The organism is Lentzea albidocapillata subsp. violacea (assembly GCF_900100275.1).
Lineage (GTDB): Bacteria > Actinomycetota > Actinomycetes > Mycobacteriales > Pseudonocardiaceae > Lentzea > Lentzea violacea.
Map to the genome: position 1 here is coordinate 453,040 of NZ_FNET01000003.1, position 23,614 is coordinate 476,653.

The 23,614-nt window shown below is 68.5% G+C and carries 24 protein-coding genes; 12 read left to right on the forward strand and 12 right to left on the reverse strand.

What is annotated here, in order from left to right:
- Nucleotides 1-41: 41 nt before the first annotated feature.
- From BLR21_RS10025 to BLR21_RS10035, 3 genes are all read right to left on the reverse strand, one after another.
- The gene (locus BLR21_RS10025; protein ID WP_090005515.1) at nt 42-1,163 is read right to left on the reverse strand and encodes a GNAT family N-acetyltransferase; all 1,122 of its coding nucleotides are present in this window, start codon (nt 1,161-1,163) and stop codon (nt 42-44) included.
- A 269-nt stretch (nt 1,164-1,432) separates the two neighbouring features.
- Nucleotides 1,433-2,068, reverse strand: a complete 636-nt coding sequence (locus BLR21_RS10030; RefSeq protein ID WP_090005516.1) for a peptidylprolyl isomerase — start codon at nt 2,066-2,068, stop codon at nt 1,433-1,435.
- Between the two features lie 33 nt (nt 2,069-2,101).
- Nucleotides 2,102-2,764, reverse strand: coding sequence for a DUF2306 domain-containing protein (locus tag BLR21_RS10035; protein ID WP_090005517.1), 663 nt, complete (start codon nt 2,762-2,764; stop codon nt 2,102-2,104).
- Between the two features lie 130 nt (nt 2,765-2,894).
- Between BLR21_RS10035 and BLR21_RS10040 the strand changes: the two genes are divergently transcribed.
- From BLR21_RS10040 to BLR21_RS10050, 4 genes are all read left to right on the forward strand, one after another.
- Complete coding sequence (locus tag BLR21_RS10040; protein ID WP_090005518.1) at nt 2,895-3,314, forward strand: DUF2690 domain-containing protein; 420 nt, start codon at nt 2,895-2,897, stop codon at nt 3,312-3,314.
- A gap of 77 nt (nt 3,315-3,391) precedes the next feature.
- Complete coding sequence (locus tag BLR21_RS10045) at nt 3,392-3,823, forward strand: hypothetical protein (protein ID WP_090005519.1); 432 nt, start codon at nt 3,392-3,394, stop codon at nt 3,821-3,823.
- A 1-nt stretch (nt 3,824) separates the two neighbouring features.
- A complete protein-coding gene (locus BLR21_RS42385) occupies nt 3,825-3,989 on the forward strand; it encodes a hypothetical protein (RefSeq protein ID WP_176929556.1) in 165 nt (54 codons plus the stop codon).
- Nucleotides 3,990-4,002: 13 nt separating this feature from the next.
- Nucleotides 4,003-4,869, forward strand: a complete 867-nt coding sequence (locus tag BLR21_RS10050; RefSeq protein WP_090005520.1) for a M23 family metallopeptidase — start codon at nt 4,003-4,005, stop codon at nt 4,867-4,869.
- Here the strand turns inward: BLR21_RS10050 and BLR21_RS10055 are convergent, their stop codons facing one another.
- Nucleotides 4,870-7,542: an AfsR/SARP family transcriptional regulator gene (locus BLR21_RS10055; RefSeq protein WP_176929557.1), complete on the reverse strand. Its 2,673-nt coding sequence runs from the start codon at nt 7,540-7,542 to the stop codon at nt 4,870-4,872.
- 351 nt (nt 7,543-7,893) lie between these two features.
- Between BLR21_RS10055 and BLR21_RS10060 the strand changes: the two genes are divergently transcribed.
- Both BLR21_RS10060 and BLR21_RS10065 read left to right on the forward strand, forming a co-directional pair.
- Nucleotides 7,894-10,023, forward strand: a complete 2,130-nt coding sequence (locus BLR21_RS10060; protein WP_256334594.1) for a bifunctional diguanylate cyclase/phosphohydrolase — start codon at nt 7,894-7,896, stop codon at nt 10,021-10,023.
- 27 nt (nt 10,024-10,050) lie between these two features.
- Complete coding sequence (locus BLR21_RS10065; RefSeq protein WP_090005522.1) at nt 10,051-12,024, forward strand: APC family permease; 1,974 nt, start codon at nt 10,051-10,053, stop codon at nt 12,022-12,024.
- A 142-nt stretch (nt 12,025-12,166) separates the two neighbouring features.
- Here the strand turns inward: BLR21_RS10065 and BLR21_RS10070 are convergent, their stop codons facing one another.
- From BLR21_RS10070 to BLR21_RS10080, 3 genes are all read right to left on the reverse strand, one after another.
- Complete coding sequence (locus BLR21_RS10070) at nt 12,167-12,484, reverse strand: hypothetical protein (protein WP_218130822.1); 318 nt, start codon at nt 12,482-12,484, stop codon at nt 12,167-12,169.
- Between the two features lie 335 nt (nt 12,485-12,819).
- Nucleotides 12,820-13,362, reverse strand: a complete 543-nt coding sequence (locus BLR21_RS10075) for a DUF305 domain-containing protein (protein ID WP_090005524.1) — start codon at nt 13,360-13,362, stop codon at nt 12,820-12,822.
- A gap of 75 nt (nt 13,363-13,437) precedes the next feature.
- Nucleotides 13,438-13,911 carry a hypothetical protein gene (locus BLR21_RS10080; RefSeq protein ID WP_090005525.1) on the reverse strand — a complete coding sequence of 158 codons (474 nt, stop codon included), beginning with the start codon at nt 13,909-13,911 and terminating at the stop codon, nt 13,438-13,440.
- A 279-nt stretch (nt 13,912-14,190) separates the two neighbouring features.
- Here BLR21_RS10080 and BLR21_RS10085 point away from each other — a divergent pair, with 279 nt between their 5' ends.
- From BLR21_RS10085 to BLR21_RS10095, 3 genes are read left to right on the forward strand one after another with little or no spacing between them, the layout of a single operon-like run.
- The gene (locus BLR21_RS10085) at nt 14,191-14,940 is read left to right on the forward strand and encodes a lytic polysaccharide monooxygenase (protein WP_090005526.1); all 750 of its coding nucleotides are present in this window, start codon (nt 14,191-14,193) and stop codon (nt 14,938-14,940) included.
- 4 nt (nt 14,941-14,944) lie between these two features.
- Nucleotides 14,945-15,541 carry a DUF305 domain-containing protein gene (locus tag BLR21_RS10090; RefSeq protein WP_090005527.1) on the forward strand — a complete coding sequence of 199 codons (597 nt, stop codon included), beginning with the start codon at nt 14,945-14,947 and terminating at the stop codon, nt 15,539-15,541.
- Between the two features lie 50 nt (nt 15,542-15,591).
- Entirely contained in the window at nt 15,592-16,614 is a 1,023-nt protein-coding gene (locus BLR21_RS10095; RefSeq protein WP_090005528.1) for an FAD-dependent monooxygenase, read from the forward strand.
- On the opposite strand, the gene BLR21_RS10100 is transcribed toward BLR21_RS10095, so the two are convergent.
- Nucleotides 16,583-19,180: an AfsR/SARP family transcriptional regulator gene (locus tag BLR21_RS10100; RefSeq protein WP_176929558.1), complete on the reverse strand. Its 2,598-nt coding sequence runs from the start codon at nt 19,178-19,180 to the stop codon at nt 16,583-16,585. The two genes, BLR21_RS10095 and BLR21_RS10100, sit on opposite strands and share 32 nt — an antisense overlap.
- Nucleotides 19,181-19,184: 4 nt before the next feature.
- Entirely contained in the window at nt 19,185-19,946 is a 762-nt protein-coding gene (locus BLR21_RS10105; protein WP_090005530.1) for an AraC family transcriptional regulator, read from the reverse strand.
- Nucleotides 19,947-19,996: 50 nt separating this feature from the next.
- On the opposite strand from BLR21_RS10105, the gene BLR21_RS10110 reads away from it, so the two are divergent.
- Entirely contained in the window at nt 19,997-20,395 is a 399-nt protein-coding gene (locus BLR21_RS10110; protein ID WP_090005643.1) for a DUF2000 domain-containing protein, read from the forward strand.
- Between the two features lie 23 nt (nt 20,396-20,418).
- Nucleotides 20,419-20,997, forward strand: a complete 579-nt coding sequence (locus BLR21_RS10115) for a Pr6Pr family membrane protein (RefSeq protein WP_143027673.1) — start codon at nt 20,419-20,421, stop codon at nt 20,995-20,997.
- 8 nt (nt 20,998-21,005) lie between these two features.
- On the opposite strand, the gene BLR21_RS10120 is transcribed toward BLR21_RS10115, so the two are convergent.
- Nucleotides 21,006-21,821, reverse strand: coding sequence for an alpha/beta fold hydrolase (locus BLR21_RS10120; RefSeq protein ID WP_090005532.1), 816 nt, complete (start codon nt 21,819-21,821; stop codon nt 21,006-21,008).
- Nucleotides 21,818-22,501, reverse strand: a complete 684-nt coding sequence (locus tag BLR21_RS10125) for an SRPBCC family protein (protein ID WP_090005533.1) — start codon at nt 22,499-22,501, stop codon at nt 21,818-21,820. Before BLR21_RS10125 ends, BLR21_RS10120 begins: the two co-directional genes overlap by 4 nt.
- Before the next feature lie 138 nt (nt 22,502-22,639).
- On the opposite strand from BLR21_RS10125, the gene BLR21_RS10130 reads away from it, so the two are divergent.
- On the forward strand, nt 22,640-23,224 hold the full coding sequence (locus tag BLR21_RS10130) for a DUF998 domain-containing protein (RefSeq protein WP_090005534.1): 585 nt from the start codon (nt 22,640-22,642) through the stop codon (nt 23,222-23,224).
- 58 nt (nt 23,225-23,282) lie between these two features.
- Here BLR21_RS10130 and BLR21_RS10135 read toward each other — a convergent pair whose 3' ends face one another.
- Complete coding sequence (locus BLR21_RS10135) at nt 23,283-23,507, reverse strand: zinc-ribbon domain-containing protein (RefSeq protein ID WP_030476728.1); 225 nt, start codon at nt 23,505-23,507, stop codon at nt 23,283-23,285.
- Nucleotides 23,508-23,614: the final 107 nt, after the last annotated feature.

Sequence of the window (23,614 nt, forward strand, 5' to 3'; positions counted from 1 at the left end):
CGTTGCTGGACCTAAGTGCGGGTTCGTGCCCATGGAGGAGTTCATGACCAGTAGACTCCGTTGGTGTTGAGGAACTTCTGCGTCCAGAGCTCGATGTACTGCTCGGTGAAGGGCCGGAACGCCTCGTCGATCGCGAGTCCGCGGAAGTCCGGCGGCTGCGGTGTGTGCACCATGACCACGTAGTCGTGGTAGACCTCGCCGTCCTTGCGCATCGCCGGGTACAGCGCGACGGGCAGGAAACCGAAGGCCAGCAACGCACTCAGCTCGTCGAACGCGTGCAGCGGCACGAGCGTCTCGACGTGCGGCGCGCCCAGCCCGGCCAGCGTGTCGATCACGCCGCCGAGGTGCGGGAGCAGTGCCTGAGGACTCGGCGTTGCACCGAAGATCGTGCAGTAGCCGTCGTGCCGGTTGAGGTGCCCGTAGATCTGGTACTCGCCGCGTTCGTCGGCCAGCAGCACGTTCGGCCTGTGCAACGGATAGAACCGCCGTGCCGGGTCGTTGATCGTGTGCTCGAAGTGCCGCTGCACGAACTGTGGCGCCTCGATGACCTCCAGCCGCGACACCTCGGCGGCGGTGAAGGTGGTGTCCTCGACGAACTCGGGCAGCGTCGGCATCTTCGCGTGCGTGGCTCTGACGAGCTTTTCCAGGCTTTTGGGCACCTTGTACACCTCTGCCCGCTGCTCCAGTACGCCGTCGCGGTGCTTGGCCAGCAACGTCATCGTCTCGCGCTTGGCGTGCTTGAACAGGTTCGGCACGAGCCCGAGCGGGTGGAACCCGTTGCGCAGGCACACCCGTTGCGGCGCGAGGTGGATCGTCCGCGCGGTGCCGTAGACCGAGTCGACCTCGCCGCTCGCGAGCATGCGGCCGGTGATCTGCCCGACGGCGTGGTGCGCGATGCCGCCGCCCTGCGCGTCCGGGTCCACGACCAGCCCGGCGATCTTGCCGAGGCGGTCCGCGCTCTCGACGTGCCCGGTGATCGAGGCGACGACCCGGCCGCCACCGCGCCACACCAGCCACGTGGTGCGCGCGGCCGCGATCTCGGCGGCCATGACGTCGGGGTCGGTGCCCATCGCGATGGGGTAGTTCGCGCCGTGCGCCCGCCGATAGAGCCTGAGCAGATTGTCGACGTCGTCGAGTCGAGCCGGCTCGAACTCGGGTGTCACCTGTGTGCCTCCTTTGACCGAAATGAGGCTACTGGCTGGTACAGCCGCCATTCAGGTGGTGGAAGCGCAGGAGCTGCGGAATTGATTCCTGGGGGCGAGCGGGATCACAACGAGTATCAATTCCTCCTTAATGCACGATGGTGCGAATGGCTCAATATGCGCAGGTAGGACGTGTGACGGAGATCGCGTACCGGAATTTCGCCCAAACTGGTTGAAATGCAAAGTAGTCGCCGTTTCAGCAAAACGGCGACTACTCGGAAAATGAGCAACTAGGCGAGCACGTGCAGAATCCGCACCGGCTTCTTCGGCGCGCCGTCGAGCAGGCCGTCCGGCTGCGGCACGATCCCGGCCTGCACGATCCGGTCCAGCGTGTCCATGCCGTAGGTGACGTGGCCCATCACGGTGTAGAGCGGCTTGATGTTGGCGAACGAATGCACGATGAAGAACTCGCTGCCGTTCGTGCCCGGCCCCTGGTTCCCGTACGCGATGGTGCCGCGCGGGTAGGTCTCCTTGCCGGTCACCTCGTCGGCGAACCGGTAACCGGGCCCACCCTCCTCGGCGCGGTAGATGTCACCGCACTGCAGCACGCCCAGGCGTGAGGTGTCGGTCAGGCGCCAGCACTGCGACATCGTGTAGAACCAGCTCCGCGCCAGGTGGGCGAAGTTCTCCACGCCGCACGGGGCGTTGGCGCGGTCGAGGTGCGCGACGACCACCCCGTAGTTCGTCACGATGGTGACCTTCACGATGCCGCGAGCCGGCACGACGGCCTTGGGCGGCTGGACCGGGCGGGCAGCCGGGTTCTCCGGCGTCGGGATGAACTCACAGCGCGCCGTGGGCGTGGCCGGTGCGGCGGACGCGACCGGGGCGAGGACGACCATCATCAGGACAGCGAGCAGTAGCCTCATGAGTGCCGACCGTAGTCGCCGCATAACCCCTTGTCAGCTCACGCTGATCGCCTCCCGCTGCTCGACTGCGGCACGCCGGCGAGGCTTGCGCTCCAGCCACCACTGCGAAAGCAGCAACGGGATGGTCCACCCGGTCCAGGTCGCGATCCCGGCGATCGTGTGCGGCAGCTCCGCCTCCGGCACGCGGTCCGCCAGTAGCAGGAACGCGACGGCGCCCCAGATCCGGTTCGTGATGATCGAGACCGTCAGCACGAAGCTGCGGATCATCCACTTGCGGTGGTCGCGGAACTGGCGCCGCCGGGCCGCGCGCCACGCCAGCCCCGTGAACGCCAGCCACAGCACGGCCAACAGCACGTTGCTCACCTGGGCGACCGGTCCGAACGGCGTCATCCAGCCGATCACCAGCCCGGACAGCCCGGCCGGCAGCACACCGGCGAACACGTACACACGGCCGATGCGGCGGTGCCACACGGGGAAACGGCCACGGAACCACGGCCAGATCTGCACCACGCACGTGATGATGGCGATCGACGCGCAGACCACGTGCACGACGAGCAGGGGGAAATGCGGTCCCCAGTCCGACTGCACGCGTGCCTGCAGACGATCACCGGTCAGGTACGGCGGCAGCGAGAACGCCACGAACGCCACCACCACGAACGCCAACGGGCCCACCCAGGGCTTGCGCAACCACGTCATGGCGACACCATGGCCACCCGCGCTGACCGATCGCGCACCGCTCGCTGACGTGGCCTTCTGACACCTCGCTGACACCGGACGGGGTGTAGCTGTCAGGTCGCTGTGAGCGCCGGTCGGCAGTGTCAGCGCCATGAAGTCGACAGCCCTGATCGCCGCGGCCGCGTTCACGCTCCTCATGGCGCCGGACGCACAGGCCGCGTCCTGCAGCGGACGCGGGTGCAACGACAAGGACCCGGTGGCCGCTGGGTGCAGTAGTGGTTCGACGACCGCGGACACCGCGCCCATGTACACGGGCGGTACGGCGGAGCTGCGGTGGTCGCCCGGTTGCAGGACGAACTGGGTGCGGGTCTCGAACTACGCGGGCGGCGACTCGGCTCTGCGCATCACCGTGTGGTCGAGCAGCGACCGCGTCGGCTTCGTCGCGGCGGGAACGCCCGGCAACCACTGGGGAAACATGGTCTACGCGCCCGGCTGCGCCCGCGGCGAGGTGCTCTACGTCGACAGGAACGGCGTGCACCGCACTGCCCGCCTCGCGTCGAGCGCTTGCTGAGGGGGCGCGCCGTGACCGGCTACATCACCGACTGACCAATCTCTGCGGCACCATCGCAAAACCATTGAGGGAGAAGCATGTTCAGCAAGATCGCCAGTACGCTCGGGGCAGCCGTGATCGTCGGTGGCGCGATGCTCGGGCTCACCTCGCCCGCGCAGGCCGAGTCGGCGCCGGGCTGTGGCCCGGTGACGCAGATCGGTTCCACCGCCTACATCAAGAGCGGCGGCACCAGCATCGGTTCGGTCAAGCAGTTCAAGGGCTGCAACAAGAACTGGGCCTACGTCTACGTGTGGGAGGGCTTCCGCTCCTCGCACTCCAACTGGGAGGTCTGCGTCTCGGTCGCGACCGGTTCCAGCGCCCCGTACCTGCTCGAAGGCCTGAAGTGCATCAGCAACAAGGCTGACAACTGGTCGTCGGGCACGAACACGCTGAGCGTGTGCACCCACGCCGTCGGCAACATCAAGTGGAGCGGCAACACGCCGACCGCCCGGACCAGCATCCGCTGCTGACATGAGGACGACCGTCCTCGCGGCGGTCACAGCCCTGGCCGTGCCGGTGCCTCTCACGAGCGCCGGCACGGCCCAGGCCGAGGTCCGCGACGGGTGGAGCGTCCGGATCTGCGAGCTCAACAGCCATGGCACGCCGTACTCCAAGGTCCGCCGGACCTTCGGGTGAACGAGGGGAAGTCATGAACGTCAAGAGAATCGTGTCCGCCGTCGCGGGCCTCGCCGTCGGGATCGGGGTGCTCGTGGCCATCGCGCCGCAGGCCTCGGCCGCCACCAACTGGCAGATGCCGTTCCCGTGCGGGCAGACGTGGACGGGCCAGACCCGCGGCCCGAACGACGCGAACCCGCACAAACCGCTGGCGGCCATCGACTTCAGCCGCGCCAACGCCCAGGGCGACGTCGTCGTCGCGTCGGCGGCGGGCAAGGTCAGCAAGGTCCGCAACGAGGGCAACACCAGCTACGGCCGCTGGATCGAGATCGACCACGGCAGCGGCTGGACCACCCGGTACGCCCACCTGTCCGTGCAGAGCGTCTCGGTCGGCCAGAGCGTCACGCAGGGCCAGAAGATCGGCAACGTCGGCAGCACCGGCGGCTCGACCGGCCCGCACCTGCACTTCGAGCAGCTGAAGAACGGCACCCCGCAGCGCGTCGTGATGAACGGCTCGCAGGCCCTGTACTACGGCTCGAAGAGCTACAAGAGCAACAACTGCGGCGGCGGTGGCGCCACCAACCCCTACACGCCCGAGGAGGCCTGTGGCGCCGGCTACAAGGTCATCGACGGTGCGAACGTGACCGGTGCGCGGGTCTCCCTGCTGTACAACGCCTCCAACGGCTACAACTGCGTGGTCGCGATCAAGACCACCAAGATCGGCACGGCGTCCGACGTCGGCGCGTTCCTCGAGGTGCAGGGCGCCGCACGCACGACCGACCGTGACGAGTACGGCTACTACGCCGGCCCGGTGAAGAAGAAGGCGCCCGGCAAGTGCGTCAAGTGGGGCGGCATGGTCGGTTCCTCCAGCTACACCAGCGGTTTCGAGCACTGCGCCTGATCAGCCGATCAGGCTGTCCAGGAGGTTGTCCCTGCGCAGACCGGGTGTGCCGAGCAGTTCGGCCGCCCGGTCCGCGTGCTTTTCCCGGCCCGTCCTGGCGAGCACGAGGTGGGCGACGCCCTCGCCGTACCGGTCACCACGAGCGGCGGTGATCTCCAGGCAGCGTTCGGCGTCCACTGTGGCCTGTTCGGGCTTTCCCGCGGCCAGCAGCACTTCCGCACGGCACAGCAAGGCCTGCCACTCGTCGTTGTGCTCGCCCGTGACCCGGCACAGCTCGATGCACTCACTCAGCGAGGCCTCGGCCTCCGCCGGCCTGCCGAGCCTGAACAACGCCTGTCCCTGCGAGGCCAGCGCGTACGCCGTGCCGGCCTCGTCCTCGTGCTCGCGGGCGAGCTTCAGGCTCAGCACGGCGGCGTCGAGCGCCTGTTCGTACCGTCCGGCGACCTGGTGCACCTGGGCCAGTGCGGACAACGGAACCCGTTGCGCGCCGGCGGGTCCGTGCTCCGCCGTGAGCTCGATCGCCCGCGCCAAGGTCGACTCTGCCTGCTCCAGCTCACCCAGTTCGCGCTGGATCGTGCCGATGCCGGACAGGGCACGACCCTGCCCGAACGGGTCGTCGGCGCGCGCCTCCAGCACTTCTTCCAGCTGGGCGAGGGCGATCTCGAACGCGCCGATCCTGCGGTTCGCGGCCGACCGCACCAGAAGTGCCGTCTGCAACGCGGCCGAGGTGCCGATGGTGCGAGCGGCCTGGTCCGCGATCTGGCCCAGCTCGACCAGGTCCGCGACCCTGTCCTGTTTGAACAGGTGCGGGTAGAGCATGTGCGCGATGGCCAGCCCGTGCTCGGCCAGCGCGGCGGACGCCACGGTGGAACGTGCCGCGGCCAGCAGGTTCTCGGCCTCGTCGGTCAGCCACCGCAACGGTTCGTCGATGTCCTGTTTGGTCGCGGAGTACGTGAGCGCGCCGTATGCGTGTGGCCGCAGCTTCTTCAGGGCAGCGGCGAGCGTGGAGCGGTAGTGCGTGAGCGCACGGGCGAGCGCGTCCTGCTTCTCGTCGTTCACGTGCTCGGCGCCGAACAACCGCAGCAGGTCGTGCACCCGGTACCGCTCCGGCCCGCACGGCTCCACGAGTCTGGCGTCCACCAACGGGTCCAGCGCGCGGTCCACGTCGGCCTGCCCGAGCAACGCCCGGAGCACCGGCTCGCCGACGGTCGGCACGTTGAGGCAGCACAACAGGATGAACGCCCTGGTCGAGACGGCGTTCAGGCCCTCGAAGCCCAGCTGGAAGCTCGACCGCACACCGAGGTCGTCGAAGTCGAGCTCGTCCAGCCGATGACGCTGGTCCGCGAGCCGTCTCGCCAGCGTCCCGGTCGTCCAGTCCGGCCGTGACCGCAGCCGCGCGGCCGCGATCGTGAGTGCCAGCGGCAGGTGGTCGCAGGCCCGGGCGACCTGCTTCGCCGCCTCGCTGTCGTCGCCCAGCAACCGCAGCGCGTCGGCCTCCGGCAACGGGTCGAGCCGGACGTGCCGGGCGCTCAGCGTCGCCAGCATCCGGCGGCTGGTGATCAGCACGGTGGAACCCGGTTCGCCGGGCAGCAGCGGGCCGACCTGCGCCGCGTCCACCGCGTTGTCGAGCAGCACCAGGACTTTCCGCCTGGCCAGCGTCGACCGGTAGAGCGCGGCGGCCTCGGAGACGTCCGTCGGGACGGCCAGCGGTGGCGTGCCGAGGGCGCGCAGGAACCGCCTGATCACCTCGGCGGGCGACAGCGGCGACCGGCCCGGCGTGGCGCCGTGCAGGTCGGCGTACAACTGTCCGTCCGGGAAACGTTCGGCCATCGCGTGCGCGGCGGTGGTGGCAAGCGCGCTCTTGCCCTGTCCTCCCGGCCCGTGCACGGCGATCACGGGCTCGGCCGAGCCCGTGATCAACTCGATCTCCGCGCGGCGGCCCACGAACGGGTCGGGTCTGGCCGGCAGTTCGCGCGGCACGGCGGGGATGTCGCCCTGCAGGATCGCGGCGTGCAGGTCCTGGAGCTCCTGGCCGGGGTCGAGCCCGAGCTCCTCGGCGAGCCGGCGACGGCCCTCGTCGTACGTCCTGAGCGCGTCTGCCTGCCGGCCGCTCCGGTGCAGGGCGACCATCAGCGCGCCACGCAGCCGTTCCCTGGTCGGGTGCCGCGTGACGTACCCGGTCAGCTCGCCGATGATCTCGTGGTGCCGGCCGTCCCTGATCGCTTTGTCGGCACGGCGCTCGACGGCCGCGAGCCGTTCCTCCTCCAGCTGGTTCGCGAGCTGGGTGTTCGTGGTCAGCTCGGCCAGCGCGGGTCCGCGCCAGTACCCCAGCGCCTCGTCCGGGTCCTGCGCGTCGCGGAAGAGCCGCAGGTCGAGCGACCGCTCGGGGATGTCGAGCCGGTAGCCCTGCCGCGACCACTCCAGGGACACCCCGGGGAGGTCCTTCAGGGCCCTCCTGAGCTGCGAGACGTGCACCTGCACGGCTTTGCGCGCGCTGGCGGGCGGATCGCCGTCCCAGAGGATCGACATGAGGTGGTCGACGCTGACGGTCTGACCGGTGTGCAGGAGCAGCAGCACCAGGACCTGCTGCGGCTGACCTGCGGGAATGCGGACGTCCCGCCCCTCGTGCGTGACGAGCAGCGGCCCAAGCACCCCGAACCGAACGCCGTCCACCGGCTCACGATAGTCCGTTGATCGTCGCTCTCCGCCCGCACGAGCAACTGTCAACGACGAAGGTCTGCTGAACCCGCTTACCGACCGAAAGGTCGGAAATATCGGTGGCACAAGGTGCACGAATCACCGTCAGGCAGCGAAAAGTCGTGCGAAAATCGTCGGGTACCACCCACAGGCAGGGATCGGCGACCGGTGAGATCTACGCAGTCGCAGTGGTGGAAAACAGAACAGGGATTCGCGGTGGCGTCCGTAATGGTGGGTCACCTCATTGGAGTAACGACGGTGCCGCGATCATCCCAAGTCGGGCATCATCACCTGGCTCGACCAATGTCGTAGAACGAGGGGTCTCGTGTGACCATCTTCCGTACCGGCCACATCGGGGCGTGGTGGATGTACCTGGTGGCGGGTCACCTGCTGCTGGGCGTCTACTACCTCATTCCGGTGAGTCCCGCGGGGACAGCGGGGCAAACGGTACGGGTGGTGCTCTACTGCACGATCAGCGCTTCGGCAGCTGTCGCGACATTCGCGGGTGTCAAGCGCAACCGCCCCCAATGGCGGCGGCCATGGGTGTTCCTCGCACTCAGCCAGGTCGTTTACGCGATCGCCGACCTGACGTTCTACGCATCGCACTACATCTTCGAGAACACGCTTTACCCCTCGTACGCGGACATCTTCTACCTGGGTCATTACCCGTTGATGGTCGCGGGTGTGATCCTGCTGATCCGCCGCCGCACGCCGGGCCTCGACCTGCCGAGCCTGCTCGACGCCGCGGTGCTCGCGGTCGTCGCGGGCATGGCGTCCTGGCTCTACGTGATCGGCCCGCAGGCCCGCCTCACCTCACCGGTCCTGGTGAAGATCGCGTCGCTCGGCTACCCGATGATGGACCTGGCGCTGTTCGTGGTGGCGTTGCGGCTGATCTTCGGGGCGGGCCCCAGGCCGCGCGCGTTCATCCTGCTGACGTGCAACCTGCTGGGCATCCTGACCGCGGACACGATCTACGTGCTGCAGCGCCTCGACGGCAGCTACCACGCGGGCAACTTCCTCGACGCCATCTGGCTGTCGGCGAACCTGTGCATCGGCGCGGCGGCGTTGCACCCGACGATGGCGCGGCTCGTGGACCGCGCACACGTCAAGGACGTCGGGCTGAGCCGCGGCCGGATCATCGCGCTGTGCTCGGCCGCTCTCGCCGCCCCGATCCTGATGCTGGTGCACGACGTGGGCCAGTCGTCGCAGGACGTCCTGGTGATCGCCGCCGGCAGCGGGCTGCTGTCGCTGCTGATCATCGCCCGTCTCGCGGGGCTGGTCGCGGACCAGCGCAAGCTCGCGATCACCGACAGCCTCACCGGGTTGCACACCCGCAGGTTCTTCGAGGCCCAGCTACCGCTGGAGATCTCCCGCGCCCGGCGGGGCGACGGGTCGGTCGCGGTGTTCATCATCGACGTCGACCGCTTCAAGTCGATCAACGACAACTACGGCCACCCCGCCGGCGACGACGTGCTGATCGAGGTCGCGGCACGGCTGCGCGCGGCGTCCAGGGCCGGTGAGGTGCTCGCTCGGTACGGTGGCGAGGAGTTCGCGCTGCTGGTGCCGGACGCCGGTCCCGGCCGGTTGTCCGTGATCGCGAACCGGCTGCGCGAACGCGTTGCGGAGAAACCGATTCCGGTCAACGCGGGCAACGACGACATCCCGTTGTTCGTCACGGTGTCGGTCGGCTCGGCGAGCTTCCCGACGCACGGCGACGGTCCCGACGACATCGTGGTGATCGCGGACCGGGCCCTGTACGCGGCGAAAGCGGCGGGACGCAACAGGATCGCGGTCGGTCCGGAGCCGCTGCCAGCGGTCGACCCGGACACCGACGGCGCGATGGCGGAGTTCCTCTGCCAGGTCGCCGACCGGGTGGACGGCTGGCTGCACCGCTACGACCACAGCCGGTCGGTGTCGCGCTGGGCCGGCGTGGCCGCGGGGGAGTTCGGGCTCGACGCGCCCACGATCAGGGTCACCCAGCTCGCCGGGCGCCTGCACGACATCGGCAAGGTCATCATCCCCGAGGTGGTGCTCACCAAGCCCGGCGCACTGTCCGAAGAGGAATGGCGGCTGCTGCGCCAGCACCCCGACTTCGGCTACCGGCTCGCGCGGATGGTGCCGGGGTTCGCGGGGGTGGCGTACGTGATCAGGCAGCAGCACGAACGCTACGACGGCGCCGGTTATCCGGACGGCCTGCGCGGCGCCGACATCCGTGCGGAAGCAAGGATCCTGTCCGTGTGCGTGGCGTGGGCCGCGATGAGGTCGAACCGTCCACATCAGACCGCGCTGGACGAGAACCGCGCGCGGCGCGAACTCTGGTCGGGTCGCGGGCAGCAGTTCGATCCGGATGTGGTGGACCTTTTCCTCGACCTGCACACGCAGGGCAGCATCGGCACGCTGCGTCCGTCCGGACTGTCTGTTCAGGAGGCTGGTTTTCCGGCCGAGTTCCGGCCGTGACCAGCTGACGGTGGCATGCTCTGTGCCATGAGCACGGAGTTCGCCATCCCCGCCGAGGTTCCGAGCCCGGACCGTCCGGCGCCTCCCGGCGGACCGCTGGGCAGGTGGTTGCTCGCGGACCGCGTGGCGCCTTCGGGTCCCGAAAGCCACGAGTCGCACGCCAGGCCGCACCCGTGGTGGAAGGTCATGACGCTCACCGGCGTCGACTACTTCTCCACCCTGTCGTACCTGCCCGGCATCGCGGCTTTGGCCGCCGGCGCCCTGTCCCCGCTGGCGACGTTGCTCATCGTGGCGCTGACGCTGCTCGGCATGCTGCCGATGTACCGGCGGGTGGCGCGGGAGAGCCCCCACGGCCAGGGCTCCGTGGCGATGCTGGAGGACCTGCTGCCGTTCTGGCGGGGCAAGATCTTCGTGCTGGTGCTGCTCGGTTTCGTGGCGACGTCGTGGATCATCACGATCACACTGTCCGCCGCCGACGCCTCCGTGCACGCGCTGGAGAACCCGTACGTGCCGGAGTCGTTGCACGACGCCGAGCTCTGGCTGACGATCGTGCTGCTGCTGATCCTCGGCGGCGTGTTCCTGATGGGCTTCAGCGAGGCCGTGGGCATCGCGATCCCGCTGGTGGCGGTGTTCCTCGCGCTGAACGCCGTCGTGGTCGTGGTGGGGTTCGTGGACGTCTTCGCGACGCCGGACGCGCTTGACCGCTGGGTGTCGGCGCTGGGCGCGCACGGCGACGGGTTCTTCGGCGTCATCGGCCCGGCGATTCTGGCGTTTCCGTTGCTGGTGCTCGGTTTGTCCGGCTTCGAGACCGGCGTGAGCATGATGCCGCTCGTCGCGGCGTCCGGTGACACGCCGGAGAAACGCCTCGACAACCGCGTGCGCAACACGCGCAAGCTGCTGACGACCGCCGCGCTGATCATGTCGGTGTACCTGGTCGCGACGTCGTTCATCACCACCGTGCTGGTGCCGCAGGACAAGTTCGCGCCTGGCGGCCCCGCGAACGGCCGTGCCCTGGCGTATCTCGCACACGAACTGCTCGGCGAGGTGTTCGGCACGGTCTACGACATCAGCAGCATCCTGATCCTGTGGTTCGCCGGCGCCTCGGCGATGGCCGGCCTCATCAACATCGTGCCGCGCTACCTGCCTTCCTACGGCATGGCACCGGAATGGGGCCGCGCCGTCCGTCCCGTCGTGATCGTCTACACGATCATCTGCATCATCATCACGATCATCTTCAACGCCGACGTGAACGCGCAGGCCGGCGCCTACGCCACCGGAATCCTGGCGATGATGGTGTCGGGTTCGTTCGCGGTGACGGTCTCCGCGTGGCGCAAGAGGCAGCGCCGCGCGGGAATCGGGTTCACCGTGCTGACGCTGGTGCTGCTGTACGCGTTGGTGGAGAACGTGATCGAGAAGCCGGACGGCATCACGATCTCGTTCGGCTTCATCATCGGCATCGTGGTGATCTCCCTGGTGTCGCGCATCTCGCGCACGACCGAACTACGCGTCGACAGCATCAAGTTCGACGAGCAGGCCCGCCGGTTCGTCACCGCCACCATCGAGAACGATGGCCTGATCACGTTGATCGCGAACCGCCGCCAGGCCGGCGACAAGGCGGAGTACGACGAGAAGGAGGCCGAGCAGCGCGGCATGAACCCGGTGCCGGGATCCGCGGACGTGCTCTTCCTGGAGATCGACATCGTCGACCCGTCGGCGTTCAGCAACGTCCTGTGCGTGTCCGGCGTGGAGGTGGACGGCCACCGCATCCTGCGCGCCTCCGCTCCCGCCTCGCCGAACGCGATCGCGGCGATCTTGCTGGCGTTGCGCGACTCGACCGGCGTGATCCCGCACGCGCACTTCGAGTGGTCGGAGGGGAATCCGCTGGCGCACCTCTTCCGCTACCTGATCCTCGGGCGTGGCGATACGCCTCCGGTGGTACGCGAGATCATTCGCTCGGCTGAGTCGGATCCGGCTCGGCGGCCACGCGTGCACGTCGGTTAGCCGGAAAACTCCCTCTGTACGTCCGATTGCAGGGCGGTCGCCTTGCGCGGGTGGGGCGGTACCAACCCGGCGATCAGGGCTTTACCTTGAGCCTCTGGCGCGATGCTTAAGGGGTTGTCCCGCAATCCCACGAGGCAAAGGGTCATGCTGTGTCGGGCTCGGTGCCGATGGCACCGGCCGAGCGAAGCGAACGCCCGAGGTCTCCGGGGAGGATGCAGGGGTGTCGCCGCCACCACCACAGGGCGGGGTCGGGCAGCCGGTGGAACTGACCGAGTGCTTGGCCGTCATCGTCGATGGTCGCGGCCTTGTACCGGTCGTCCAGTGCTTTGATCCGCGGAGTCCAGAGCTGGACGACGTGTTCGTCCAGTAGGAGCCAAGCCTCGTGCAGCCAGTTTCGGCAGTAGAGATCGTTGGTGTACTCATGGATGTCGTCGCCGTAGCCATGCTCGATGATGCCCACCAGGGCAGCCCACCCGTTGACCCTTTCCGCGACCGTGAATGCCGTTCGCCAGCCGCGCTGGTGCAACAGCTCTCCTACCTCGGTTTCAGTAGCCACGGGCGTGAGGTTTTCATGCCGAATCCGTCCAGGCCACTGAGATGTGTCTGGCCAGGGACGGCGGGACTCACCGCGTGATCAAGGTGAGACGATCTCGCCATGGCTGGTGTGCTCTCGGCGTCGGAGCGGGCCACCCAGACACCGAGCATGCTCGGAGATTTTACGGAGCCCTTGGACGGCCGGAAAAGGCCGGGCTGAAAGCGCCCGGCCGTGACTGGCGTGCGGGTCCCGTTGTGGCGTCAGGACTTCTGCTTGGCGCTGATCTGGTCCAGCACCTCGGTCTGCGACACGATGATCTTCCCGGCCAGGGCCTTGGAGCCGATGTGCTCGCCCTTGGCCTGCGCGTCCTTCGCCATGTCCACGCCACTGCGGAGGTGGCGGGAGAGGGTGGCGAGGAAGAGGTCGTCGTACTGCTTGCCGGTGGCGGACTTCAGCGCCTCGACGTCCTTGACGGTCATCATGCCCGCCATCTTGTGCGTGGCGTTGGCGTCGTCGCCGGGCACCTGGATGTTCCAGCTGCGCAGGTAGGTGGCCATCTGCTCGATCTCGCCCGCCTCGGCGGTGGCGATCTTGTCGGCCACGTTGACGACGAACTCGTCCTTGGACTTCTGCATGGCGACCTTGGCGATCTCGATCGTCTGGCGGTGGTGGGGGATCATCCGCAACGAGAACGTCGCGTCCGCCTCGTTGGCCGCCGGTTCGCCCGGACTGCTGCCGCCGACAGATGAACAGCCCGTCAGCGCAAGCAGGCCCAGCACGATGATGAGCAGACGCGCTCGCATGAAGCCTCCCGTCTCGTGTTCCCTGCCGAGGGATACGGGTGGCCGAAGTGTCCGGTTCAGCGAAAGTTCCGGACCCTAAGTGGTTCGGTGGGGTTCGAGTGCCGCGAGCACGCCCTGGACGACGTCGGGGTGGCCGAGGGGGAGCGGTACCGGGGTGGTGTTGGCGTGGGGGATGACCTGGGCGAACGGGGCGTCCACCTGGATTTCGGGGTCCACCAGCAGGACTGAGCGCACGAGGTCGCGGTGAGCTGCCACGAGGTCGAGGACGTCGGCCGCGAGCGGTCCGCTCGTGACGATGTCGAGCACGGTCGGCGTGTCGTCGCGGTGCCTGGTCAGCACGGTGTCCACTGTGGACTTCCAGGTCGGTGCGGCGGGGACTCGCAGCCACACGATCCGCAGGTGTTCGGTCAGCGGCCGCCAGGTCGCGGGGATCTCGTGGTGGACCGATTCTCCCGCTGGATCGATCACGAGGACAGTCGGGGCACCTGCGGGCCCGTCGATGACAACGCCGGGGCCGGCTGCCCTGCTGGGCTCGTCGAATTCGCGCATGGCACGGGGATACCCACTCGGCGGAGTTCGTACCAATGAGCCGAGTGGTCTGATCCGGTAACCCGAATGGCTGAGTGCAGAGCACTCTCTGGTGTGGACTTGTTGGCAGGCGGCGGTTTTTCGTTCGTGTCCGGTGATTGCTTGACCGTTTTCCGAATCCCGGTTTATGGTCTAGACCACAGACCGAAACTGGATCGGCGAGCGATCTAGAGCGCTCCCGGTTCCCTCCCCCTGCCTACGGGTCAACCCGTTCGGGAACGATCCAAGGAGTTCGGACGAATGAAACTCATGCGTAAAACGGCGCTCGTCATGGCCGCTGTCCCTGCCATCGTCTTCATCACGCCGGTCGGTTCGGCGAGCGCGCACGGTTACGTGTCGTCGCCGGCCAGTCGTTCGGCGCAGTGTGCCAGGGGAGACGTCTCCGTCGACCTCTGCGGCCAGGCGAAGTACGAGCCGCAGAGTGCCGAAGGCCCCAAGGGCCTGAAGAACTGCAGCGGTGCGAACGGCGCCTTCGCGCCTCTCGACAACGACGGGCTGCCCTGGAAGGTCACCAACACCGGTCAGACCCTGTCGCTGACCTGGACCTTCACCGCGCGCCACGCCACTCGCGACTACGAGTACTTCATCGGCGGCACGCGCGTCGGTTACGTCGCCGGCAACAACCAGCAGCCGACCAACCCGACCACCCACACGATCAACCTCGGCGGGTTCTCCGGCCGCCAGAAGCTGTACGCGATCTGGAACATCGGCGACACGGTCAACGCGTTCTACTCGTGCATCGACCTCAACATCGGCGGTGGTGGAGGCACGACCCCGCCGCCCACCACCACGACCACCCCTCCTCCCACCACCACGACGTCCAGCACCACGACGCCACCGCCCGCCGGTGGCACGTGGGCCGCGAACACCTCCTACGCGACCGGATCGACCGTCACCTACGGCGGTTCGACCTACCGCTGCCGCCAGGCGCACACGTCGCTGACCGGCTGGGAACCGCCGAACGCGGCGGCGCTGTGGGAGAAGGTCTGACCTGATGAGGCGCCTGGTGATCGCGGCCGCGGTCCTGGCGCTGGCGGGGTGCGGCGGAGAGGCGGTCGTGCCGGAGGGCCAAGGAGCCCACGGGCACGGCGCTAGCTCCGCCGCACCACCCGTTCCTGCCGCCAGTGCGAGGTTCAACGACGCGGACGTGATGTTCGTGCAGATGATGGTGGACCACCTGCAACTCGGCATCAGCCTCTCGCAGGTCGGCCTCGCCAAGGCGACCACACAGGAGGCGAAGGACCTCGCGGGCGCGATCGACGTGACCCAGCGCGAGGAACTCACGATGCTCAAGTCTTGGCTGAAGCTCTGGGGCAAGCCGGAGGGTGATGGTGCCAACCTGCACGCCGCCCACGGTGGCCAGCCGCTGCTCGACGACAAGGTCATCAACGAGACCAAGGACAAGAGCGGAACCGAGTTCGACCAGCTCTTCCTCAACCTGATGACGGGGCATCAGGGTGCCGGGGTGGAGATGGCGCTCACGGAGAAGAAGGACGGCATGAACCCCGAGACGACGGCCTACGCGGAACGGGTCGTCAACACCCGGCAGGGCCAGATCTCGCAGATGCTGAAGATCATCGGCGGGGCGTAGGTCAGCGTTTCGGCAGGGTTTGGTCAGCGGCCCGGCGTTGCATCCCGAGCATGGACGTACTGATCTCGGGAGCGGGAATCGCCGGGCCCGCTCTGGCGCACTGGCTGACGCGTTTCGGCTTCTCCCCGGTGGTGGTCGAGCGGGCGCCGTCGCTGCGTGACGGTGGCCAGGCCGTGGACTTCCGCGGCGAGGCGCACCTGTCCGTGCTCAGGCGGATGGGTGTGCTCGACGCGGTGTTCGCCGCGCAGACCACGCCGCGCGACATGGTGTTCCGCGGCGTCGACGGACGTGAGCGGGCACGGCTGCCCGCCGCGTTCACGGCCGGGGACGTGGAGATCCGCCGCGGTGATCTGTCGCGCCTGCTGTACGAGCTGACCGCCTCCGACGTGGAGTACGTGTTCGGCGACTGGATCACGGCGCTGCACGACGACGGCGCCGGCGTGGACGTCACGTTCGCACACGGGAGATCACGGCGGTTCGACTTCGTGATCGGCGCGGACGGGATGCGGTCCGGGGTGCGGCGGCTGGTCTTCCCGCAGTACCGGCCGAAGTTCCAGGGCTACTACTTCGCGATCTGGGACGCGGAGGGCGACGACCGGGACCTGACCTGCTCACCGGGGGTGCTGACCTCACCGGGCTGGCTGCTGTACAAGTCGCCGATCCCTCCCGAACTGATGCCGGACGAGGTGGTGGCGCAGGGCGTCTACTTCGACTCGATCAGCCAGGTGCGTATGCCTACGGTGAGTTCCGGGCGGGTCACGCTGATCGGCGACGCCGGGTACGGATCCACGCTGGGCGGCATGGGAACCGGGCTCGCGGTCGTCTCGGCCTACGTCCTGGCGGGGGAGCTGGCGGCGGGAGGCGACGCCTTCGCCCGGTACGAGGCACTGATCGGGCCGTACGCCCGCGGCAGCCAGGGCAACCCGGGGCCGTTCCTCGCACCCGGCAGCAGGCTCGGGATGTGGGTGCGGGACCGGATGTTCGGGCTGCTCCCGAAGATGCCGATGTTCGCGCGGATGGATCTGCGGGCCGCTACCGCGATCACACTTCCCGAGTACGCCACAGTTCACTGAGCGCCTCGTCCACCTGCTGCTTGGCCGCTGTGTGCATCCACCCGAACCCGAGTTCCTGCTGAGCGGCCCGCAGGAGCTCCTCGGCCCGTGCCGGATCTCCCCGGCGCTGGGCGATCCTGGCCAGTCCGGCGTTGGCGAGCGCCCGAGTGGCGGCCAGGCCCGCCTGTGCCGCCATCTCCAGCGCCTGGCGGTAGTCACGCTCTGCCTGGTCCTGGTCGATGTCGAGCAACCGGTCCGCGCGCCGGCCCCGCAGTTCGGCCAGCTCCTCCACCGCGCCCAGTTCGGCGACGGCCCGCAGTGCCTGGTCCGTCAGCGCGAGAGCTTCGGCCGGATCCTCGGTCAGGGTGGCCAGCACGTCCAGGACCTGGGCCGATCCCCAGCGTTCGCCCAGGTCCTGGAACCGCCGCAGGGCTTCGCGGGACTGCTCGATCGCGCGGGCGCGGTCACCGCTGGCAGCCCAGGTGGTGTAGGCGTTGCTGAAGCCGATCAGGCCCTGGATCCACGGGTCCTCGCTGTTCTCGACCTCGTCCTGCAGCGCGGTGCGCGGCGCGGACGGGTCGGGCGGGCCGCTGAGCATGGCCCAGGCGATGAGCACGAACGGTTGCTTGATCGGGCCGCGCAACGCCAGGAGCTTCTCCTCGACGTGTTCGGGCTCGGCCAGGGCGAGCAGCACCGTGTATTCCTCTGTGGACTGTTCGGGCACCCGGTCCAGCAGTCGGCGGGCAGCGCCGCGGACCTCCGTGCGGCTGCCCTTCAGGTACCAGTACCAGGCCAGATCACTGACGAGCCGCAACGCCTGCTCGGGCGCGCACGAGGTCGTCCATTCCAGGGCCTGCATCAGGTTCGCGTGTTCGGCGGCCAGCCGGGTGAACCACCGCACCTGGTCCCGCCGGCGCAGCTCGGGATCCGCGCGGCGAGCCAGTTCCTGGAAGTACGTTGCGTGCTCGGCGTCGACGCGCTTGTGCTCCGAGCAGAACTCGCGGATGGTCTCCAGCATCCGGTAGCGGCCGTCGGCGGCTTCCACCAAGGACTTGTCCACCAACGCTTCCAGCGTCCCGATGTCGTGCCGGCAGACCTCCTCGACGGCCTCCAGACTCGCCCCGCCGCTGAACGTCGCGAGGCACGCGGCCAGGTCGCGTTCGTCCTCCGTCAGCAGGTCCCAGCTCCACTCCACGACGGCCCGCAGTGTCTGGTGGCGCGGCGCGGCGGCACGGTTTCCCTTGGTGAGCAGGCGGAAGCGGTCGTTCAGGCGGGCGGCGATCTCCTCGGTCGTCAACGTGCGGGTGCGCGCCGCGGCCAGTTCGATCGCCAGCGGCAGGCCGTCCAGCTCCCGGCAGATGTCGATCGTGTGCCGGTCGCGCACGAACGCGGGGTTGACCAGCCGGGCGCGGTCGGCGAACAGCGCCACGCTCTGCTCGGGATCGAGCGGCGGCACCGGGCACAGCGTCTCGCCGGTGATGCCGAGCGCCTCCCGGCTCGTGGCGAGGATGCGCACCGACGGGCACGTGCTGAGCAGGTGCTGGGCCAGCTGCGCGGCCTGGGCGATCAGGTGTTCGCAGTTGTCCAGGACCAGCAACGTGTCGCGTTCGCGCAAGGCCAGCGTCAGCCGGTCCTCCGGCTCCAGCACGGTCTCCTTGAGCCCCAACGCCTGCAGCGTTGCCGCCGCGACGTCCTTGGCCGGTGCCAGGTCCACGAAGATCGCGCCGGGACCGGCGGCCTGCAGCGCGAGCCTGGTCTTGCCCGCGCCGCCGGGGCCGGTGAGGGTGATGAGCCGGGCGGAAAGTGAGGCGATCCGCGAGAGTTCTTCTTGCCTGCCAACGAAACTGGTGAGCTGGGCCGGAAGTTCGCGATGCGTCTGCCCCCGCAGGACCTGCAGGTGCACGGCACGCAGTTCGGGCGACGGGTCGGTGCCCAGTTCGTCGGCCAGCAGGGCGCGCGCGTCCTCGAACGCCTGCAGTGCCTCGGCTTGGCGGCCCTGCTGGTTCAGCGCCTGCATCAGGTAGCCGCGGAGGCGTTCGTCCAACGGGTGCTGCCGCACCAGGTCCCCGATCTCGGCCACGTCGGCCTTGCCGAGCCGGATCCGTGCCGCGACCAGCGAACCCGCGGCGGCAGAGCGTTGCTGTTCCAGGCGGGTCGTGTGGTCCGCCAGGGCGACGTCGGCGAGCGCGGGGCCGCGCCAGAGCTGAAGTGCTTCGGACAAAAGGGATTCCGCCGCCTGCGGATCGCCCTGCTCCAACGCCTGCCGGCCGTCCGCGGCCAGCGCGGCGAACCGGTGCGCGTCGACCTGCGAGGCGGGCAGCGCCAGGAGGTAGCCGGCCGGGTGGAACTCGATCAGCGACGCGTCTCCGAGTGCCCGGCGCAGGCGCGAGACCTGGCCCTGCAGGGCGTTCGCGGCGTCCGCCGGCGGCTCGGCGCCGTAGAGCTCGTCGACCAGGCGGCCGAGCGGGACGATTTCGCCCGCCCGGATCGCGAGCAACGCCAGCAGAGTGCGCGGCCGTGGGCCACCTACCGCGATCTTGCCGTCGGGGGAGTGCGCTTCAACTGGCCCGAGGATGCCGATGTGCACGGTGTCAGCGTACGAAGCGCCCGGGACTCGTACCCAGGACACGGCGAAAGTGACGCGTCAGGTGCGACTGGTCGTGGAACCCGGCCAGCACCGCCGCCTCCGCCGCCGACCGTCCCCCGACCAGGTGGCCGCGGGCGAGATCCACCCGGCGGCCGGTCAGGTACTTGTGCGGCGGCAACCCGAACCGCCGGCTGAACGCCCGCACCAGGTGCGTCGGGCTGGTCTGCAACTCCCGCGCGGCCGCGTTCAGGGTCATCCCGTCGGGAAGGGAGGCGTCCAGCAGCTGCCGCAACCGGTCGGCGAGCGTCGGGTCCGTGTGCACGGCGGGCGCGGTGCCGGCGAAGTGGTGCGTGAGACGTTCGGTGATCAACGCCAGCCTGCTCGCCGCCTCGAACGGCTCGTCCAGCGTCAGGTGCAGCTGATGGACCCTTTGCCGCAGCAGCGGGTCGGGCAGCATCGGCGTGTCGACGGCCTTGCCGATCAGATCGGCCGGCAGCACCGCGTCGTCCAGGTACAGCACACGCTTGTGGAACCCGGCCGGGTGCGCGGAGCGGCCGTCGTGCGGCACGTGCGGCGGCAACAGCGTGACGCCATCCACGAGCGCGCCGTGCTCGTGACGGTCCAGTTCGTACCGCACGGCGCCCGTGTCGAGCACCATCAACGTCCATGCGTCGTGCGTGTGCGCTGGGTAGACGTGCGTGGTGAAGGAGGCGTGGAAGACCTCCTTGATGCCTTCCACGCCCGGCTTCCAGGCCGCGACGCTCACGTCAGAAACGTACAAGACGCGCGACAGGCGTGACCGCGATCGTTGAGTCCATGTTCGACACCAAGATCGCTGTGCTGCTGCGGGACGACCTGGCCGGCTGGCAGGCGCTGAACGTCACCGCCTTCCTCGTCAGCGGGCTGCCCGAGACGCTGCGCGGCGAGCCCTACATCGACGCCGGCGACGTGCACTACCTGTCGATGTTCGGCCAGCCCGTCGTGGTCCTGCAGGGCGACCAGGACCTGCTCAAGAAGGCCCACGAACGCGCCCTCAGCCGCAAGCAGCCGATGAGTATCTTCACCGCCGACCTTTTCGCCACCGGCAACGACGACGACAACCGCGCGGCCGTCCGCAAGGTGCACACGCAGGACCTCGACCTGGTAGGCCTCGCGATTCACGGCCAGAAGAACGCCGTCGACAAGATCTTCAAGGGCGCCCGGATGCACCCCTGACGAAACCGGGTTCTAATGCGTCAGTGATCAAACTGCTCCGGATGGCCGTGTTCCTGCTGGTACTTTCGGCGGAGATCTACCTGGTCGTGCTGCTGGGCGAGAACTTCCGCGCCTTCAACCACTTCAGCTACTTCACCGTGCTGTCGAACGTCTTCGCGGCGTGCGTGGCGTTGCTGGGCGTGTTCAGCCCGGTGTCCGCGCAGCTCAGGGGCGCGGCCGTGCTCTACATGGGCACGACGGGAGTCGTCTACTGGCTGCTGCTGCGAGGCATCGACGTGCAGACACCCTCCTACGCGAACTGGGTGCTGCACACGATCGTGCCGATCCTCGTCGTCGTGGAGTGGTTGCTCGCGCCGGAGAAGACCAGGCGAGCGTGGATCTGGCTGTCGTTCCCACTCGCCTACCTCACGTACACGCTGGTCAGGGGCCCGATCGTGGGCTGGTACCCGTACCCGTTCATGGATCCGCGTTCCAACGGCTACGGCGAGGTGCTCCTGGCCTGCGTGTTCGTCGCGGTGGTCTTCGGCGTGCTGGCCTACGCGGTGTCGTGGGCGGGCAACAAACTGGTCCAGAACCGCAGCCTGTCCCTGTCTCGGAACTAGGGCCACCGTCATGCTCGGCTCTGGGCCCGCGAGAAGAACTCCACCAGCTCCGGCGCCATGACCGACGGCTTGTACATGTGCGTCTGACCAGGCAGCGTCCGGTACTCCGCGTCCGCCCCGAGCACTTCCGAGACGTTCTTCATGGCGTTGCGGAGGTACTCGGGGCTCTTGCCGCCGTCCATCGCGAGCGTCGGCACCTTGACGGTCCAGCGGTCGGCCGGGAGCTTCGAGCCGCGGCCGTCGTCGCCGAGGATCGTCAGGTCCCACGGCAGCGTGTGCGCGACCAGCTTGAGCTTCTTCCACACCGGCGTCAGCTTCATGATCGCGACGCCGAAGCCGGGCGCGCCGACCATCTTCATGAACGTCGAGAGCATGCCGGAGCGGTCGTCCCGGGCGAGCATGTCGTTCATCTGCCGCACGATGTCCGCGGGACGCGGCTGGTACGTGTCGTCCACGACGAACGGCGCCTCGTAGATCGCGAGCCGTGAGATGCCGGGCAGGCGTGAGGCCGCTTCGAGAGCGAGCACCGCGCCCGAGGACACGCCGAAGACGAACGCGCTGCCGCCGGCTTCCTTGATCACGGCGTCGATGTCCTCGACCTCGCGCTCCAGGGACCACGGCGTCGCGCCGTCACCGGTCTCGCCGCGGCCGCGCCGGTCGTAGGTGTAGACGGTGAAGTTCTTGTCCAGCACCGAGGCCAGTTCGGTGGTCGGGCCGAACATGCGGTGGCACATCGCGCCGTCCACGATGATCAGCGCGGGGCCGGAGCCGGTGATCGAGTAGGCGACCTCGGTGCCGTCTGCGGAAGTCGTGAAGCGCGTCATTTCTGCTCTCCCAGGGTGGTGTCGAGGAACTCCTGCCAGTCCTGCTCGGTCTCGTCGCCCTCGAAGACGTGATGGGCGGCGATGACCGGCCCGAAGAACCCGCGCATGAACCGGTACATGCCGTTCTCGGTGCGCAGGCCGAGCGTGTGTTCGTTGCGGTGGAACTCGACGGCGTCCGGCAGCTTGGCCGCGATCGCCACGTCGAGCTTCTTCCAGGCCTCGTCCCAGTCGCCGATCATCGGCCCGAAGACCGTGAGCGGACGGGCCGTGCGGCCGGGGAAGTACGTCAGGTACTCGAGCAGCGTGCGCCGGAACAGCGCGCCGCCCAGCGTCATCGCCTCGAACTCGTCGGCCCAGTCGTCGCCGGGCAGGAAGCCGCTCGTGACCATGCGGAGCACGGTGCTGCTGTGCTCGCGGCCCTCGACGAGGAACTCGTAGGCGATGAACCGGCCGTCGGGCGCCTTGCCGCTGTCGTACGCGAAGTGGCGCCCCGGCTCCGACGCGGTGATCTCGCTCGTCGGCTGGTACCCGCCGAACGCCATCTTGACCTGGCCGTTCGCCACCTCGTTGCGGCCCATGAACCACGAGTCGATGCCCGGCCCCGTCGCGATGGCCGTCCAGACGTCCTCGACGGACGCCGGCACCTCGATCTCGTCGGTGCTCTTGAACTCGTGGCCCATCGGTTCTCCCCTGTCCTGGTTCGTGGATGGTCCCATCCTGCCGCCGACGATTCTCTTCGTCAAGACAGTGGCGCTAGTCTTGACAAAAAAAGTTGTCGGTGGTTCCGTTCTCCTCACACCGAACACCTGGAGGAACTCATGTCCCGCATCGCTTGCGGCGTCGTCGCCGGTCCGCTCTACCTCGTCGTCGGATTCGCCCAGGCGTTCACCCGCGAGGGCTTCGACCTCTCGCGGCACCCGTTCAGCATGCTCAGCCTCGGGTCGCTGGGCTGGATCCAGATCGCGAACTTCATCGTCAGCGGCGCATTGTTCCTGGTCGCGGCGACGGGCATGGCCAGGCACACGAGGTGGGGAGCGCGGCTGATCGGCCTGATGGGGGCCGGGATGATCCTCGGCGGGGTGTTCGTGGCCGATCCGGCCCTGGGCTTCCCGGCCGGAGCACCCGACGGCCCACCCGCCGCGCTGTCCTGGCACGGCGCTCTGCACGCCGCCGCGTTCGGGCTCGTGATGATCGGCTGGATCGGGGCGTGCTTCGTGTTCGCGCGTAGGCTCGGGGGATGGCTGGCGGTGATGAGCGGCCTGACGGGCGTGCTCCTGATGGTTCCGATGGCGTTCCTGGGCAGCCCCGGAGGCACGGTGCTGCTCTACGTGGTCGCGACGATCGGCTGGGCGTGGACCTCGGTCGTGTCCCTGAAGCTGAGCCGGCCTGCCTTCTCGAGCTGATCTGCCCGGAGTGCGGGCGCGTCACCACCGACGAGTACGCGCCTGGGTGTTCTGCCTGTCAGACGAGCTGATGCGCGTGCATCCTGCTGATGTCGTACGAGACGCCGCAGAACGTGCACTGCAGCCCGTACGTGCTGCGGATGGTGAACAGCGGGATGAAGAAGATGGTCGGCTTCGTGTAGCGCCGGAACAGGTTGTGCGCCGACTGGTGGTGGCAGTGCCCGCACACCAGCGTCAGCATCCGCAGCTGCTCGATCGTCGTCCGCCAGCCGAAAATGACCATCTGCTCTCCTTGTGCCGGATGTCCTTCTGACGTCTGAGTACCCCTCTGAGTTGCAGCCGGCCCGTGGAATTCGAAAGGTGGACACCCTGCTGCGGCCCTGGCGCCCC

Bases quoted from the DNA above. Each gene is read 5' to 3' on its own strand.
- BLR21_RS10030 (WP_090005516.1), bottom strand. From the start codon at position 2,068: ATGAGGCTACTGCTCGCTGTCCTGATGATGGTCGTCCTCGCCCCGGTC.
- BLR21_RS10035 (WP_090005517.1), bottom strand. From the start codon at position 2,764: ATGACGTGGTTGCGCAAGCCCTGGGTGGGCCCGTTGGCGTTCGTGGTG.
- BLR21_RS10040 (WP_090005518.1), top strand. From the start codon at position 2,895: ATGAAGTCGACAGCCCTGATCGCCGCGGCCGCGTTCACGCTCCTCATG.
- BLR21_RS10045 (WP_090005519.1), top strand. From the start codon at position 3,392: ATGTTCAGCAAGATCGCCAGTACGCTCGGGGCAGCCGTGATCGTCGGT.
- BLR21_RS42385 (WP_176929556.1), top strand. From the start codon at position 3,825: ATGAGGACGACCGTCCTCGCGGCGGTCACAGCCCTGGCCGTGCCGGTG.
- BLR21_RS10050 (WP_090005520.1), top strand. From the start codon at position 4,003: ATGAACGTCAAGAGAATCGTGTCCGCCGTCGCGGGCCTCGCCGTCGGG.
- BLR21_RS10065 (WP_090005522.1), top strand. From the start codon at position 10,051: ATGAGCACGGAGTTCGCCATCCCCGCCGAGGTTCCGAGCCCGGACCGT.
- BLR21_RS10075 (WP_090005524.1), bottom strand. From the start codon at position 13,362: ATGCGAGCGCGTCTGCTCATCATCGTGCTGGGCCTGCTTGCGCTGACG.
- BLR21_RS10080 (WP_090005525.1), bottom strand. From the start codon at position 13,911: ATGCGCGAATTCGACGAGCCCAGCAGGGCAGCCGGCCCCGGCGTTGTC.
- BLR21_RS10085 (WP_090005526.1), top strand. From the start codon at position 14,191: ATGAAACTCATGCGTAAAACGGCGCTCGTCATGGCCGCTGTCCCTGCC.
- BLR21_RS10090 (WP_090005527.1), top strand. From the start codon at position 14,945: ATGAGGCGCCTGGTGATCGCGGCCGCGGTCCTGGCGCTGGCGGGGTGC.
- BLR21_RS10095 (WP_090005528.1), top strand. From the start codon at position 15,592: ATGGACGTACTGATCTCGGGAGCGGGAATCGCCGGGCCCGCTCTGGCG.
- BLR21_RS10110 (WP_090005643.1), top strand. From the start codon at position 19,997: ATGTTCGACACCAAGATCGCTGTGCTGCTGCGGGACGACCTGGCCGGC.
- BLR21_RS10120 (WP_090005532.1), bottom strand. From the start codon at position 21,821: ATGACGCGCTTCACGACTTCCGCAGACGGCACCGAGGTCGCCTACTCG.
- BLR21_RS10125 (WP_090005533.1), bottom strand. From the start codon at position 22,501: ATGGGCCACGAGTTCAAGAGCACCGACGAGATCGAGGTGCCGGCGTCC.
- BLR21_RS10130 (WP_090005534.1), top strand. From the start codon at position 22,640: ATGTCCCGCATCGCTTGCGGCGTCGTCGCCGGTCCGCTCTACCTCGTC.
- BLR21_RS10135 (WP_030476728.1), bottom strand. From the start codon at position 23,507: ATGGTCATTTTCGGCTGGCGGACGACGATCGAGCAGCTGCGGATGCTG.